This is a genomic window from Paenibacillus sp. FSL R5-0490 (genome assembly GCF_001956215.1).
GTDB lineage: Bacteria > Bacillota > Bacilli > Bacillales > Cytobacillaceae > Cytobacillus.
Genome location: NZ_MRTQ01000002.1, coordinates 96,438 through 111,863, shown reverse-complemented (window position 1 = coordinate 111,863; position 15,426 = coordinate 96,438). Strand labels below are relative to the sequence as shown.

The window sequence follows — 15,426 nt, the reverse complement described above, 5'->3', positions numbered from 1 at the left end:
AAATACATTATTTAGCTTCTTTTTTTAAAGCACTTTCTTTTGTTTCCCAGGATTCAATCCCTTTTAGACCTGGGATAGAATCCGCATAAAACACTGGGTCTTTCCCTTCTTTCCTCTGTGCCTTATAATCATTTAAAGCGGCATAGGCGACTTTAGCAAGCAAAATAATCGCTATAAAGTTAATGATCGCCATTAAGCCCATGAATAAGTCAGCAAGGCTCCAAACGATAGCTAAATCAACTACAGATCCGAAGATAACCATTCCGATTACAGCCAGGCGATAAATAAATAGCGCAGTGCGGCTCTCTTTAATAAATTCAATATTGGTTTCTCCGTAATAATAATTTCCGATAACCGAAGTAAAAGCAAATAAGAAAATAGCAACTGCAATAAAAATAGGTGCCCATGATCCAACATGTGTGCTAAGAGCTGCCTGAGTCAATTCTATGCCAGTAAGATCTGAATTCGCATAATCACCTGATAGCAGGATAATAAACGCAGTAGCAGAACAGATTAAGATCGTATCCACAAATACACCAAGGGTTTGGATCAGTCCTTGTTTTACAGGATGGGAAACCGCTGCTGTTGCCGCTGCATTTGGTACACTACCCATACCTGCTTCATTTGAGAATAGACCCCTTTTAATACCCATCATCACAGCTGCACCCATTGCTCCGCCCGCAGCCTGATCAATTCCAAATGCACCCTTGACTATGCTGCCAATCAGATTAGGGATTTCAGTAATGTTCATGATAACAATGATGATAGCGACAGCTAAGTATATAACCGCCATAATCGGCACAACAACTTGAGAGACATGCGCAATCCGTTTAACACCGCCGAAAATGATAGCCGCCGTTAATACCGCCAGCACAATTCCGATTGTTAGACGGCTAGTGCCAAACGCTTCATTAAACGCTAAAGAGATGGTGTTCGATTGGACAGAGTTAAAGACCAATCCGAAACAGAATGTAATAATGATTGCAAAAATGATCCCCATCCAGCGCTTGTTAAGGCCTTTTTCCATATAGTAGGCAGGTCCACCACGGAAACCATCTTTATCTTTTACTTTGTAAATCTGGGCAAGTGTGCTTTCAATGAAGCTTGAAGCTCCCCCAATAAATGCGATAAGCCACATCCAGAAGACAGCACCAGGTCCCCCTGCAGCAATCGCAGTTGCTACACCGGCAATATTACCTGTACCAACACGGGAAGCTGCACTAATAGTAAAGGCCTGAAAAGATGATATCCCTCTTTTGCCTTCAGCAGATACCATTGCTTTATCGCCCAATATTCTGAACATTTCACCAAAATATCTTAATTGGACAAACCTGCTTTTAAAACTGAAAAATAAACCAAGAATAATTAATGCGGCAATCAAAATGTACGTCCATAAAAGATCATTTAGAAAGCCTACGATTGTTTCCAATAAACCCATGCTATTCCCCCTAATTATTTTTATTATCTTGCAAAAACAACACACACCTTATAATCTATCAAAAGAATTTTTAATAGACAAGTCGAATATTCATTCGCAGGAGAGAATATGCAACAAGAACCTTGATATTAAGCGGATTAGAATGGATTTTTCCACTATGCAATGAAATATTTTTAATCGCTTCCATTTAAACTAGTATTAATTTTTTATGCAAATAAACTTTCAAAAGAATAACATTATTCAAACTATTTTGATACAGTTTTTATTTTAAAAGATGATATCACAGCAGACAAAAAACCCCTGTATTCACAGGGGCTGTTAATTCTATTCAGTTGCATTGACGGCATTTTCTGCTTCAGCCTTCCAGATGCATTTTGCTTTGCCGCTTTCGGAATCGTCAATGATGAACGATCCATTTGAATAGCGGTCATTAAAACGAATTGACGAAGCATTAACTGCTTCTATATGCCCTTTTTCTGTTTCAATGTATAAGTCATCTTTACTGCGGACAATTACACACCCAACAATACGATGAGGGTTTGATTTCAATTCACGAAGCATCACTACACCGCGCTTGGCACGGGAGGTTCGTTCAAATTCAGTCAGCTTCATTTTTTTCATGGAGCCGCGCTGTGTAACAATCACGACAGCCTGCTCTTTCGGGTCCTCTATAAGCTGAGCTCCTGTAACAAAGTCGCCGTCTTTGAGATTAATGCCTTTAACGCCGGCAGCCCTTGCCCCTACAATGCTGACCTCTTCCTCATGGAACCAAAGGCCGTATCCCTGGTGGGTCGCAAGGAAAATTTCCTTCGTGCCATCTGTTAAATAAACGTCAAGAACTTCATCATCGCCCTTTACATTGACAGCAACCAGCGGTTTAGAATATCGCTGTGCCTTATATGATTTCAGTTCGGTTTTCTTTACCATGCCGTTCTTCGTCATGAAGAGAAGATAATCTTCCGTCTCAAAATCTTTTACAGGAATTGCCCGGATAATCGATTCATTCCGGTCAATCGGAATGATATTGGCAATATGCTGACCAAGGTCTTTCCAGCGGATATCCGGCAGCTGGTGAACAGGGCAGTACAGATAGTTGCCTTTATTCGTAAATACAAGGAGAACATCGGTTGTATTCATATCAAGCTGGGCAATAATTCTGTCTGAATCCTTCATGCCGAAATCCTGCCCGTTAGAGGCGGCAAACGATCTCTGGCTGGTACGCTTGACATAGCCTTCCTTCGTTACCGTTACAATAACATCTTCACTTGCTACCAGAACTTCAAGATTGATCCTGATTTCCTCGATTTCCGCTTCAATTCTGGTACGGCGTTCATCAGCAAAGCGTTTTTTGACATCCCTTAACTCTTTTTTAATAACAGAGAGCAGCTTCTTCTCGCTTTCGAGAATAGCTTTAAGCTCGCCGATTAGCTTAGCAAGCTCCTCGGCCTCTGCTCTTAAGGCGGTTATATCGGTATTGGTTAAGCGATATAGCTGCAGGGAAACAATTGCTTCTGCCTGAGGTTCAGTGAATTCAAACTTGGCAATCAGATTATCTTTCGCATCCCGTTTGTCTTTAGAAGCGCGGATCGCTGCAATCACTTCATCCAGTATTGACAGAGCCTTCATGAGACCCTCAACGATATGCTGGCGCGCCTCGGCCTTTTGCAGCTCATACTGGGATCTGCGTGTAACGACTTCTTTACGATGGCCTATATAAGCATCCAGCAACTCTCGTAACCCCATTAATTTCGGGTGGCGATTATGAATGGCAACCATATTGAAGTTATAGGGGATCTGCAGGTCACTGTTTTTGTACAGGTAGTGAAGCACACCTTCAGGATCTGCATCCTTTTTTAACTCGATCACAATGCGAAGGCCGGTCCGGTCTGTTTCATCACGGACTTCAGCAATACCTTCCACTTTCCGGTCAAGGCGGAACTCATCAATCTTCTTGACCAGATTTGCTTTATTCACTTCATAAGGAATCTCAGTGATGACGATCTGTTTTTTTCCTCCGCGCAAATCCTCAAATTCAGCCTTTCCGCGGACAATGATTTTGCCTCTTCCTGTTTCATAAGCCTTTTTTATTCCATCGACTCCCTGGATTATGCCTCCTGTAGGGAAATCCGGACCTTTGATATGCTCCATCAGATCATCTATGGAACAATCAGGCTTATCCATCCGTAAAATAACACCATCAATAATCTCATTTAGGTGATGGGGCGGAATATCAGTTGCATACCCCGCAGAGATGCCTGTTGAGCCATTGACAAGCAAATTCGGATAAACTGCCGGCAAAACGGTTGGCTCACTGGACGTGTCATCAAAGTTCGGGATGAATTCAACGGTTCTTTTCTCAATATCTCTCAGCAATTCGGAAGAAAGGGGAGATAAACGGGCTTCTGTATAACGCATGGCTGCCGGGGGATCTCCATCGATGCTCCCATTATTTCCGTGCATTTCCACAAGAAGGTTACGGACCTTCCAATCCTGGCTCATCCGCACCATCGCGTCATAAACTGAAGTATCGCCATGCGGATGATAATTGCCGATTACATTCCCGACTGTTTTAGCGGACTTTCTAAAGCCCTTTTCATGTGTGTTTCCTTCTACGTGCATGGCATAAAGAATCCGTCTTTGAACGGGCTTTAGCCCATCACGTGCATCAGGAAGGGCACGATCCTGAATAATATATTTACTATAACGCCCAAAGCGGTCGCCTAATACATCTTCAAGAGGAAGGTCCCGGAATTTTTCAGCAGAACTCATGAGTCAACACCCTCCTCCTCTAGTACTGAAATATTTTCATTTTCAAGTATGCTTCCATCTTCTTCAAGGCCGAATGCCACATTCGATTCAATCCATTTGCGGCGGGGTTCAACCTTATCGCCCATCAAGGTGGTCACACGGCGTTCAGCTCTGGCTGCATCATCAATTTTAACGCGGATCAATGTGCGCGACTCCGGATCCATAGTTGTCTCCCACAGCTGGTCGGCGTTCATTTCCCCGAGCCCTTTGTAACGCTGGAGCATGTAGCCTTTACCCACCTTTTTAATGGTATCCTGAAGGTCATCATCACTCCATGCATACTCAATCACTTCTTTTTTGCCTGACCCTCTGCTGACTTTATATAAAGGAGGCAGCGCAATGAATACCTTTCCCGCTTCAAGCAGCGGTTTCATATACCTGTAAAAGAACGTGAGCAAAAGGACCTGGATATGCGCTCCATCAGTGTCGGCATCTGTCATGATGATTACCTTATCATAGTTGACATCATCCAGATTAAAATCCGCGCCAACACCTGCCCCAACGGCATGGATAATGGTATTGATTTCTTCATTTTTAAAGATATCCGCAAGCTTTGCTTTTTCTGTATTGATTACTTTACCTCTAAGCGGAAGCACAGCCTGAAAACGCCTGTCCCGGCCCTGTTTGGCTGACCCTCCGGCAGAATCACCCTCAACCAGATATAATTCATTTCTTTGAGGGTTCCGCGATTGGGCCGGAGTCAGTTTTCCCGAAAGCATTGCTTCCGATTTTTTCCGCTTTTTCCCGCTTCTTGCTTCCTCACGTGCTTTGCGGGCCGCTTCTCTTGCCTGGAAAGCTTTTATCGCCTTTTTAATTAACAGAGAGCTTGTCTCAGGGTTTTCTTCAAGGAAATAAGATAAATGCTCGGAAACAACTGAATCGACAGCAGAACGTGCTTCACTGGTCCCCAGCTTGCCTTTCGTCTGTCCCTCAAACTGCAGAAGCTCCTCAGGAACACGAACAGAGATGATCGCCGTGAATCCTTCACGCAGATCCGCTCCATCCAGGTTTTTATCTTTTTCCTTCAGAAGATTCACTTTGCGGGCATATTCATTAAAAGCCCTAGTCATCGCAGTTTTACTCCCTGCCTCATGCGTACCGCCGTCCTTTGTGCGGACATTGTTGACGAATGAAAGAACATTTTCCGAGTACCCATCATTGAATTGAAAAGCAAAATCCACTTCAATTGCATTGCTTTCGCCTTCAAAGCTTACGACAGGGTGCAGAACATCCTTTTCTTCATTTAAATATTCTACAAATGCTTCTATGCCGTTTTCATAGTGAAAAACGTCATGAAAATCATTACGCTCATCTATGATTTCTATTTTCATTCCTTTTAGAAGGAAAGCAGATTCACGAAGACGCTCACAAAGCGTTTCGTAATTATAGGTGGTTGTCGAGAAAATCGACGGATCCGGCTTAAAGTGAATGGTGGTCCCTGATTGATTTGTCTTGCCGATCTTTTCCAATGTGGTCACCGGCTTGCCGCCCAGCTCGAAACGCTGTTCATATACAAAGCCGTCACGTTTAATTTTAACCACAAGCCATTCGGAAAGGGCGTTGACGACAGATGCACCAACACCATGAAGCCCGCCGCTTGTCTTATAGCCTCCCTGGCCAAACTTTCCCCCGGCATGAAGGACAGTTAATATGACTTCTGGAGTCGGCTTGCCCATTCTGTGCATACCTGTAGGCATTCCGCGTCCTTTATCTTGTACACTAATAGAATTATCTTTATGTATTCTGACAATGATATGATCCCCGTAACCTGCCAATGCCTCATCGACAGCATTATCGACAATCTCATATACAAGATGGTGCAAACCCCTTGCATCCGTACTTCCAATGTACATCCCAGGGCGTTTTCTAACCGCTTCAAGCCCTTCGAGTACCTGTATGGCATCATCATTGTAGTCAAAAGCTTCCTGATTTCTTGCCACGAACATACCCCTTTCATTTCCTGCAAAACACTTGCCGCTGAAAACACGGCATTGGAACACCCCATAAGAATTCGGCTGTACGGCCAATTTTCATTGTGAAAAAACAACGTTCGAACAGGTGTTCTATACTTATATTTTACCATATAAATTAGGATGGTCTATGCTTTATTTTATCTATTTATTTGGTTTTGGCAAATAAGATCTTAAGATTTAAGAGATTTATCATGATTATTTCCGTTACACGAACCCTTTATTTACAGGGATTCTATAAAAAATAAAAAACATGAGATCTTATATAGACCTCATGCTTTAGCTTACTTTGTCAGAGCATGTTCAACTTTAATGCAGCGGTCCATGATGACAGTGTACCCTTTTTCTTTAAGAAAATCGTATGCTTCCTGGTTTGCCACTCCGAGCTGAGCCCAGAAGATATCAGCATCTATTTCAGCAAATTCCCGCGCGATTTCCGGAAGAAACTCAGATCGCCTGAATACATTAACGATATCTACATGCCCCTCGATGTCTTTAAGACTGGGCACTGCCTTTACTCCAAGTACTTCATCAACAGACGGATTAACCGGAATGATTTCATAGCCCGCTTTTTGCATCGCCTCTGATACCATATAGGATGTACGATCAGGATTTCCGCTTAATCCTACAACAGCTATCCGCTTTGCCTTTTTTAAGAGGACACCGATTTCGTCCCTGCTTGGGTTTTCAATAGCCATTTTGTTCCCTCCAATTTTATCTGGTTAATTATATTTTACCTAAAAACACAAGAGCACACTAACTTATTGCTTTTATTCCCGAATATCGAGCTTATAAAAATTCAATGACCTCTCAACTGTAAACCCTGCTTTTTTATAAATAGACAGCGCTTTCCCGTTTGCTGTCCCTGCACAAAGCTTTATGCTTTCGGCACCACTATTTACAAAAAGATCATGAACCGCCATTTCCAGCAAATTCAGTCCAATCCCAATCTTGCGCTTACTGGGATTCACACCAATGAATTCAATGCTTCCTTCTTTTTCTTCACGATTGTATTCTGCATATAAATAGCCATTTAATCCATCCGCATCATCGGATGTATAGACTTTTTGATCAGCATTCATTTTTTCGATAATCTCTTTCCCTGAATAATATGTATGAGGAAACACAGTATCATGCAAATGAATAAATTCTCTATGGCGTTGAATGGGCAATAAACTGACCTTTCTTAAACCATTGCTTGAATGTTCTTTCAGTTCCATGTATGTTTGAGCCGATTGCAGCCTGAATCCATTTTTGGATGCAAATTCGGCTGCAGCTTGGTTGGATGTATCAGCAAATAAATAGTATGTATCCAGCTTTCCTTCAAAATAATGGAGTGCTTTTTCCCATAATATTCTCATAAGTTCCTTTTTCTGTACAAAAGGTCCCCATAACTCAGCTGTCCCTTTATAAAGATCTGCATCTATACCCAGAAAACCAGCAAGAGCATCACCCTCCCGGACAATAAACGCAGCTGATTCGGCATCATGATTCATTTCTTCCAGACTTTGAAAAATATCGTTTTGGCTGGTCCCCAAATACCCTATATGACACTCTGGCAAGGCGTTCATTTCTGCAATAAACTCAGATGCCTGCATGAGATTTGCATGGTCTAAAATTTCAGCTTTCAAAACATCACACCCCTTTACTATATTTTACCATAAAAAAACCCGGCTGATTTGCTTTCAGCCGAATTAGAAGATTAATAAACTGCTGTCTCTAATCTTTTGAGCAGCCTCTTTATGCTAGTGTTCGCTTCTTTTAAAACCATTTCTTTATCAACTGTTTTCAGCTTCCGTTTTTCCATCACCATTTTCCCGTTAACAATGGTGGATTCTACGTCTGCACGAGTGGCTGAATAGACAATTCTCGAGATGGTATCGATATCAAAAGACGGATACACATGAAAATCATTCAGATTAAGGATAGCAAGGTCTGCTTTCTTTCCGGGCTCCAGACTTCCGATTTCCTGTTCCATTCCAACTGCCTTAGCTCCGCCGATCGTCGCCATTCTGAAGACAGTTCTCGCATTCATTGCAGTTGGGCCGTGTACAGGCTTCTGAATGATTGCAGCCAACCTCATTTCATTAAACATATCCAGATTGTTATTGCATGGAGCTCCATCTGCTCCCAGGCTGACAAAAGCCTGCTGATCCAATAAGGAAGGAATCTCTGCCACACCAGATGCCAGCTTCAGATTGGATCCCGGACAATGGCTGACCTTTACACCCCGCTCTTTAATGATTCTTTTTTCTTCTTCATTTAGCCAAACACAGTGTGCCAGTATAAGCCTTTCATTGGCAAGCCCAATGCTGTCCAGGTAGACTACATTCCGCATGCCCAGTTCTCTTTCAACAAGGAGAATTTCATTGGCATTTTCCGATGCATGAGTATGGACCCTTACGTTGTATTGTGCAGAGAGATCCCTGACATTTGTCAGCAATTCCTCTGTGCAGGAAACGACAAATCGGGGACAGAAGGCATATTGTATTCGTCCGTTATCACGATTGTGCCATCTTTCAAGGAGATCCACGCTTTGCTGGATGGATTTGGAAGTATTTTCTCTTAACGGAACAGGGACCTCATCCCCTTTATCCATCATGACCTTTCCGGCAAGTGCCCGTATGCCGCTTTCGGCAATGGCCTGAAAGGCATATTCAGTATGATTAACGGTTTCCATGTCCACTACAGTTGTTGTTCCGCTCTGGAGCAATTCGCCAATTCCGAGCATAGCAGAATAATAGATGGACTCTTCATCATGCGAAGCCTCAAGCGGCCAGATCTTCTGCTTCAGCCAATCAAGAAGCTCCAAATCATCAGCCTGCCCGCGGAATAATGTCTGGCACAGATGGATATGTGTCTGAATAAATCCCGGAATGACCGTCTTTCCGCTGGCATCGATTACTTTATCCGCTTTATGTGTTAAATTCTGTCCAATTTCGGCAATGCGGTCATCTACAATATATAAGTCTCCGAAAATGATTTCTTCAGCTGCATTCATTGTAATAATTTCAGCGTTTTTTATCAGAATACTGCTCATTTTCTTTCTCCCCCTTGCATCGGACTGACTTCTGACGGCTCCAGGTTTCCATATGACATAATAAGCTGTCTGTAAAATTGAATGGAGCGCTGATATGCCGCCAGACTAACCCACTCATTTGGCTGATGCGCCAGCTTTTCATCACCTGGGCCGTAAATCAAGGTAGGAATTTCACTCCTTGGATTAAGTACGGCACCATCTGTATAGTAGGACACCCCGTAATGGTCCGCTTCCGATTCGCCCTTTACCATCTGCGCAATTTGAATAATGTCCCGAGCTGGATCAGTTAAAATAGATGGACGGTCAAGAAGAGTTTCAACATTGTATTTATAAATATCGCCCTGATCCAATAGAACATCCAGTTTGGATTTTAGCTTTTTTATAAAATGGGAATGAGATTGAGGGGGAACTGTTCTAATATCTGCTCTGATGCTGCATTTATCCGGAATGACATTGGTCTGCACTCCGCCTTCAATCATGGTAACAGCCAGGCTGCTTTGTCCGAGGGGCTTCTTTTCTGTCTTCCATTCAATTTTCATTTCATCCAATACCCGGATAATTTTCAGCATATGATCGACTGCATTGATTCCCTGTTCCGGCATGGAACCGTGAGAGGTTTTTCCATAAGCTGTAATCTCAAGCCAAAGGGCTCCCTTATGTCCAATCACAATTTTTTCATTTGTCGGTTCGGCAATGACAAGTGCATCAATTTTTCGGCCATCATTTTCTTTTAAAAAAGTCCTGGCACCGCAGCTGTCGACTTCTTCCCCCGCTGTTGCCAAAAAGGTAACATCTGCTGGAGGAACAGTATTTGAAAGATACAGCTCCTCCAAAGCCAGGAACATTGCTGCAAGGCCGCTTTTCATATCAGAAGCTCCTCTGCCATAAATCCGGCCATTTGCGATTTCCCCTGAAAAAGGGGAGTAAACCCATTCTCCTGTTCCAGGTGAAACTGTATCCATATGACCGCATAAGAATAGCTGTTTACCGCTTTTTCCTGGAAGCGTAACTTCAAAATTGCTTCGAGTTTCATCAAGTATGGTCACTTTAAACGGCAGACCATTTTGCTTGCATCTGTTAATAAAAGCTTCAGTCACTAAATGTTCGTTTCCGGGCGGATTGGAGCTGTCAATTTGGAGCAGATGCTGAAGGAACTGAATATCATCCATTAATCTGCCTCCATAATTTGCATTTTAATAGGGGTCACTTTAAACCCATTAACAGGCGCCATGTCCTGGGAACACGTTGTACAGGCAATGACAACATCGCACAGTGCTTTCAGCCTTATGTAATCGCCAGGCTTGGAAAGGGGTTCTGCAATGACATAATCCCCGGCATCATCAAGGACATTATTCATAAAGATATTAATGGGATCCGGAATAACCGGGGGATGAATATTATACTTTTTCAATGCATTCGCAATATTATCATGGCAATTAGGGTGGTCCTCTTTATCGAAATCAACTTTGTAGCGGTAATAATCACATGCCGGAAAGAAGAAATCATGTTTTCCAACAGTATCTTCCATCAGCTGCATTAGAGGACGGCGGCGGTTGCTGTAAAGCCAGTCTCCCGTTTTAAGCCGTATACTGCTTAGTGAAGCCCGCATATGAACAGGTGAAACATGTTCTTCGGGATCTTCATAGTTAAAGCAGACAAAGTCCCCGACCTGTTTTCCTTCCATATCAATAATAATCAGATCTTCCCCTTTGTGAATCAGTGCGCTTCTTCCTTCATACGGCGGGATAATAATTTCGTCCCGGATCTTGCCTCTGTTAAAAACCTCTTTCATTTGATCACCATCCTTTGTTGTTATTCAATGAAAACTGCCACCGCACGAATCGGAGATCCCGTTCCTTTCCGAATTCTGAGAGGGAGTCCGAAATATAGAAATCGCATGCCTGCGATCTGGTCGAGATTGCAGAGATTTTCCGTATTGGTTATTCCGTATTCACGGCAAATAAGATGTCCGGAGTACTTTGGATCATCCGGATGGTCAATGGCCGGGGCATCAATGCCTATATTGACTGCACCTTTATCAGCCAGCCATTTTGCTGCCTGATAATCCAGGCCAGTATACGTGGTGAGCCATTTATCAGTACCATAAGACCGATTGTAATGGCCTGTATAGAGGAGGACAATATCTCCTTTTTCAATAAACTGCTGTGATTTCCTCAGCGCATCCTCGAGATCACGGTCTGTTATATATTGATGAGGCTGGATGTGGGATACATCAAGGCAAACTGCGGGCCCGTAAAAATACTCAAGCGGCATTTCATCGATGTATTGGCCGTCAGGATCATACTCATAAGTTGCATCACTATGAGTTGGACCATGTTCATTGATTAATAGATTATTAGTTGCAAACGTAAATCCAATTTGCTTTTCACTTTCTTCGTGGGAGATATTCGGGAAGATCATTGTTTTCTGATGAAGGGGAAAAACAGGCATCCCCTGATAAATTTCCTGCGTTAAATCGACAAGCTTAACTCCCATGCTATTCCTCCTTTACCTGCTGTATATATGAAAAGCGGCAGAGAACGCCGCTTTAATGATCAATTAATAATGGTCGGGATAACCTCAAACTTATCTACATCAATAAGCCCCATATCTGTAATTTTCCATTTCGGGCTTGTTACCAATGACCAGAATGATAAATGCATAAAGGGAACTTCCATACCGCAGCCCAGAACTTCTTTGGCAAGATGCGATAATTCGTCGACCTTTTCACTCATTTCTTTTCCAGTTAATTCATCTGTCATTAAACCGCCAATCCGGAGAGGAAGATCACCTACTACTTTGCTATCCTTTATCATGGCTATTCCGCCATCCATGGCAATGACACGGTTAACCGCCATGGCCATATCTACGTAGTTAGTTCCTGTTACAATAATATTATGTGTATCATGAGCAACGCTTTCTGCTATGGCTCCGCTTTTCAGATCAAAACCATGAAGAAACGTCTTGCCGATTTTTCCGGTTCTGCCGTGGCGTTCAACTACCAGCAGCGGCAGCACATCCTGCTTTAAGCACGGCTGCACAATACCGTCTTTGACATTCAACATATATTCGCTTCCGCCAGTTAAGTTCTGGAAAGGTATTGCTTCAATTGCCCTAACTTTTGCACGGCTGCCTGGAGCTTCAATGGCGAGTTCCTTCACTGTTACAGGCTTCCGCTTCACTGACTTTTTCACACTTTCCGGATATATGTAGGGAGCAATATCTATAGTTAATTCGCCTTTTTCAGCTGCTTTTTTCCCTGCCAGGTATACCTGATCAATTGTCATATTGTTCAGATCGCTGATCACGACGACATCTGCTCTTTTGCCTGGTGCAATTACCCCCACATCCTTAAAGCCAAAGTGGGTGGCAGGATTAATGGTCGCCATTTGGATGGCTTCCACTGGATCAATGCCAACTGCAATGGTTCTGCGGACGATATCATTCATATGTCCGTAATTTAACAGATCAGCAGGCACCATATCGTCCGATACAAGGATTGCACGGCGGGAATCCAGCCCATCCTCGGTTATGGCGCGAATACAGTCTGCCATATTTCTTTGGGAAGAGCCTTCACGCATGAACACACTTACGCCATTGCGCAGCTTTTCGACTGTTTCTTCTTTCGTTGTAGTTTCATGGCAGGACACATGGTTCCCTCCGCTGATAATATGGGCGGCAAGCTCTTTGCCAAACAATCCCGGTGCGTTCCCTTCAACGGTTTTCCCTATGCTGTTTGCATATGAAACTGCGGCAACAAGGTCGTCTATTAATTCCGGTGCATGCTCATACACGGGACCGATATTGCTGAAGCTTTGAATCTCCCCAATTCCCTGCACATATGGGTCTGCCAGGAGCTCTTTCATATCCTTTGATGTCACATCAAAGCCGGATGTTTCAAGACCGGGAGCATCAGGCACAGCACAAGGCACCGTGAATAATACCCGGTTTGGAAGTGTCTTAGCTTCTTCAATCATTGCCTGCATCCCGTGAACACCCAGGACGTTCCCTATTTCATGCGGATCACCAATCAGCGTGGTGGTACCTGTCGGAATGGAAAGCTTGGAGAATTCCGTACACGTCAGCATCGCACTCTCAAAATGCATATGAGAATCAATGAACCCTGGACAAACGAATTTCCCCTGAATGTTTTCCACTATCGTTTTTGGTCCAATTAAGTCTTTTGCGTCCCCTGCCATTAATATATATTCGCCTTTCATCGCAACGTCTGCTTCATAGATCTCACGGGTGATCACATTAATAAAGTATCCCCCTTTCAGAACTACATCGGCATATTGGCTCGAATCAAGCAACACATCAATAAGCTTGCGGTACTGCACTGCCTTTTTGATATTTTTTGCATCCATTTATTAACCCCCTGTTTCCATTCCTTCTACACTGTCAATAATTCCGATAATGGCAGCATCGATAGGTGCATCTTTATTCTGAACCGCTCTTGATGCCATGCTTCCAGTCACATAGATGACTTTCTCGCCAATGCCGGCACCAACAGTATCAACGGTTATAATGGGGTTCGGTAACATTGAGCCGTCCAATCCTATAGGCTGGGTAATTAATAGTTTTGTGCCCACCAGATTATCATCTTTTCTTGTGGCAGTTACACGGCCAACCACTATTCCCATTTGCATAAAGACCTACCCCTTAATGTAAAATAATTTCGATCTTAAGTTCCTTTGCTGTATCTTTTGCCAGGGGGGTTATGATAGCCCCTTTTGGAACAGTCAGCTGATCAAGATTGTTCAAATAGGCAAACCGGACTGTCTCCTCGGATATAACCGTTTTCTTCATTTGATGAACAGCAAAGTCTGTCCTATCATTGAAATCTATTAATCTGATGCCAAGCACCTTCAGCTCTGTCATCTGCCCATTAAGCTTTCTTTTTAAAAAGTCCGGACCTTTATCCATTCCTTTCAGTTTCCAATACTGGCTGAAAGGATCACCTCCAGCCTTCAAAGCCGTGACCCGTTTCCCTTTTAATAAACCCATTAGGATGATCTGCACCAATGGCCTTTGTTCGTTAAGATTCAATAGATCTGCTATTAAAGAAAAAGATAGAATTGGCAAAAGAATTTCATCAAAATGATCAAGAAGCTGATCATTAATCATTGAAGCAGAGATCCAATCGTCATTTCCGGTCAGAGAAACTAACTCCTCAAGCGGAAATTGGGCCAGCATTTCTTCTTCAGCAGCCATTCTAAGTGTAATATCTTCCTCTGTTAGCTTTTTCAAGTAAGAAAATCCCGGTTCCATTCCTATCAAATGAGAGGTTAATAGAGCCAGGACATGAGGTTTTCTGTCTCTGCAGTTTTCATTTCGCATATAAAGCGCCTGCAGAGTGTTTTTCGCCATAACACTCTGCTTTCTGCTCCTCATGCTTATTCACCGATATTTTTTGATAAAAGAGCTCTTTCAACTTCGCTGTGCGGTCTCGGAATGACATGTACCGAGATCAGTTCTCCAACTCTGCTGGCAGCTTCGGCTCCTGCATCGGTCGCAGCTTTAACCGCTCCAACATCTCCTCTGACCATAACTGTTACAAGACCAAATCCCACTTTTTCATATCCGCAGATCTCCACATTTGCTGCTTTAACCATTGCATCCGCTGCCTCTACTGCGCCGACTAGGCCTTTCGTCTCGATTAATCCCAATGCTTCACCCATTGTGTGTTTCCTCCTTAAGTTTATTAAACTGATGGTTTGTCATTATCATTTTCGTCAGGCTCATTTTGTATTTTAGCTTTCTTTTTTTCATGCGGCTTTTCTACGGATTTAACCTCTTTTTCAGCACCTGCTTCCGGTTGCATGTCTTTCAGTTTGAAATTCGGAAGCAGCTTCCCTGCCACTTCACTGTGTGCACGCGGGATGACATGAGCAGAAATTACTTTTCCTATTCTCTCTGCTGAACTCACACCGGCATCGACTGCAGACTTTACAGCCGCAACATCACCGTTAAAATGGATTGTGACGCCAAGGTAGCCATCCACTCCTATTACTTTTTCAATTCCTACAATTTCTACATCTGCTGCTTTTACAGCTGCATCTGCTGCAGAAACTGCTGTTGAATAACCAACGGTTTCAATCAAACCCAATGCTTGCAACTGAAGAATCCTCCTCCTATGAAATTGTCAGACCGGCTAAATTTTCAGGAAT

General features: G+C 43.1%; 14 protein-coding genes. All 14 read right to left on the bottom strand.

Annotation, left to right across the window (positions count from 1 at the left end):
- Positions 1 to 7: 7 nt before the first annotated feature.
- Positions 8 to 1,438: an alanine/glycine:cation symporter family protein gene (locus tag BK139_RS02400; RefSeq protein ID WP_076256418.1), complete on the bottom strand. Its 1,431-nt coding sequence runs from the start codon at positions 1,436 to 1,438 to the stop codon at positions 8 to 10.
- A 324-nt stretch (positions 1,439 to 1,762) separates the two neighbouring features.
- Entirely contained in the window at positions 1,763 to 4,207 is a 2,445-nt protein-coding gene (parC, locus tag BK139_RS02395) for a DNA topoisomerase IV subunit A (protein WP_076256416.1), read from the bottom strand.
- Positions 4,204 to 6,186, bottom strand: coding sequence for a DNA topoisomerase IV subunit B (gene parE / locus BK139_RS02390; protein ID WP_076256414.1), 1,983 nt, complete (start codon positions 6,184 to 6,186; stop codon positions 4,204 to 4,206). Before parE ends, parC begins: the two co-directional genes overlap by 4 nt.
- A gap of 314 nt (positions 6,187 to 6,500) precedes the next feature.
- Positions 6,501 to 6,914, bottom strand: coding sequence for a CoA-binding protein (locus tag BK139_RS02385; RefSeq protein WP_076256412.1), 414 nt, complete (start codon positions 6,912 to 6,914; stop codon positions 6,501 to 6,503).
- A 72-nt stretch (positions 6,915 to 6,986) separates the two neighbouring features.
- Positions 6,987 to 7,847: a GNAT family N-acetyltransferase gene (locus BK139_RS02380; protein WP_076256410.1), complete on the bottom strand. Its 861-nt coding sequence runs from the start codon at positions 7,845 to 7,847 to the stop codon at positions 6,987 to 6,989.
- Between the two features lie 71 nt (positions 7,848 to 7,918).
- A complete protein-coding gene (locus BK139_RS02375; RefSeq protein ID WP_076256408.1) occupies positions 7,919 to 9,256 on the bottom strand; it encodes a 5'-deoxyadenosine deaminase in 1,338 nt (445 codons plus the stop codon).
- A complete protein-coding gene (locus BK139_RS02370) occupies positions 9,253 to 10,425 on the bottom strand; it encodes a M20 family metallopeptidase (protein ID WP_076256406.1) in 1,173 nt (390 codons plus the stop codon). The genes BK139_RS02375 and BK139_RS02370 overlap by 4 nt, the downstream gene beginning before the upstream one ends.
- The gene (locus BK139_RS02365) at positions 10,425 to 11,048 is read right to left on the bottom strand and encodes a DUF1989 domain-containing protein (RefSeq protein WP_076256404.1); all 624 of its coding nucleotides are present in this window, start codon (positions 11,046 to 11,048) and stop codon (positions 10,425 to 10,427) included. Before BK139_RS02365 ends, BK139_RS02370 begins: the two co-directional genes overlap by 1 nt.
- Positions 11,049 to 11,068: 20 nt before the next feature.
- Positions 11,069 to 11,752: a cyclase family protein gene (locus tag BK139_RS02360; RefSeq protein ID WP_076256402.1), complete on the bottom strand. Its 684-nt coding sequence runs from the start codon at positions 11,750 to 11,752 to the stop codon at positions 11,069 to 11,071.
- A 59-nt stretch (positions 11,753 to 11,811) separates the two neighbouring features.
- Positions 11,812 to 13,623 carry an adenine deaminase gene (locus BK139_RS02355; protein WP_076256401.1) on the bottom strand — a complete coding sequence of 604 codons (1,812 nt, stop codon included), beginning with the start codon at positions 13,621 to 13,623 and terminating at the stop codon, positions 11,812 to 11,814.
- A gap of 3 nt (positions 13,624 to 13,626) precedes the next feature.
- Positions 13,627 to 13,905 carry a EutN/CcmL family microcompartment protein gene (locus BK139_RS02350; RefSeq protein WP_048010084.1) on the bottom strand — a complete coding sequence of 93 codons (279 nt, stop codon included), beginning with the start codon at positions 13,903 to 13,905 and terminating at the stop codon, positions 13,627 to 13,629.
- A gap of 13 nt (positions 13,906 to 13,918) precedes the next feature.
- Positions 13,919 to 14,626 (bottom strand): hypothetical protein, encoded by a 708-nt coding sequence (locus tag BK139_RS02345; protein ID WP_286147727.1) that lies wholly within the window; start codon positions 14,624 to 14,626, stop codon positions 13,919 to 13,921.
- Between the two features lie 26 nt (positions 14,627 to 14,652).
- Positions 14,653 to 14,937, bottom strand: a complete 285-nt coding sequence (locus BK139_RS02340) for a BMC domain-containing protein (RefSeq protein WP_009334686.1) — start codon at positions 14,935 to 14,937, stop codon at positions 14,653 to 14,655.
- Between the two features lie 23 nt (positions 14,938 to 14,960).
- Entirely contained in the window at positions 14,961 to 15,374 is a 414-nt protein-coding gene (locus BK139_RS02335) for a BMC domain-containing protein (protein WP_076256396.1), read from the bottom strand.
- Positions 15,375 to 15,426 lie beyond the last annotated feature (52 nt).

What these genes read in the sequence shown, in the direction of transcription:
- BK139_RS02400 (WP_076256418.1), bottom strand. Translation starts at nt 1,438, where the DNA reads ATGGGTTTATTGGAAACAATCGTAGGCTTTCTAAATGATCTTTTATGG.
- parC (WP_076256416.1), bottom strand. Translation starts at nt 4,207, where the DNA reads ATGAGTTCTGCTGAAAAATTCCGGGACCTTCCTCTTGAAGATGTATTA.
- BK139_RS02385 (WP_076256412.1), bottom strand. Translation starts at nt 6,914, where the DNA reads ATGGCTATTGAAAACCCAAGCAGGGACGAAATCGGTGTCCTCTTAAAA.
- BK139_RS02375 (WP_076256408.1), bottom strand. Translation starts at nt 9,256, where the DNA reads ATGAGCAGTATTCTGATAAAAAACGCTGAAATTATTACAATGAATGCA.
- BK139_RS02370 (WP_076256406.1), bottom strand. Translation starts at nt 10,425, where the DNA reads ATGGATGATATTCAGTTCCTTCAGCATCTGCTCCAAATTGACAGCTCC.
- BK139_RS02365 (WP_076256404.1), bottom strand. Translation starts at nt 11,048, where the DNA reads ATGAAAGAGGTTTTTAACAGAGGCAAGATCCGGGACGAAATTATTATC.
- BK139_RS02360 (WP_076256402.1), bottom strand. Translation starts at nt 11,752, where the DNA reads ATGGGAGTTAAGCTTGTCGATTTAACGCAGGAAATTTATCAGGGGATG.
- BK139_RS02355 (WP_076256401.1), bottom strand. Translation starts at nt 13,623, where the DNA reads ATGGATGCAAAAAATATCAAAAAGGCAGTGCAGTACCGCAAGCTTATT.
- BK139_RS02350 (WP_048010084.1), bottom strand. Translation starts at nt 13,905, where the DNA reads ATGCAAATGGGAATAGTGGTTGGCCGTGTAACTGCCACAAGAAAAGAT.
- BK139_RS02345 (WP_286147727.1), bottom strand. Translation starts at nt 14,626, where the DNA reads ATGGCGAAAAACACTCTGCAGGCGCTTTATATGCGAAATGAAAACTGC.
- BK139_RS02340 (WP_009334686.1), bottom strand. Translation starts at nt 14,937, where the DNA reads ATGGGTGAAGCATTGGGATTAATCGAGACGAAAGGCCTAGTCGGCGCA.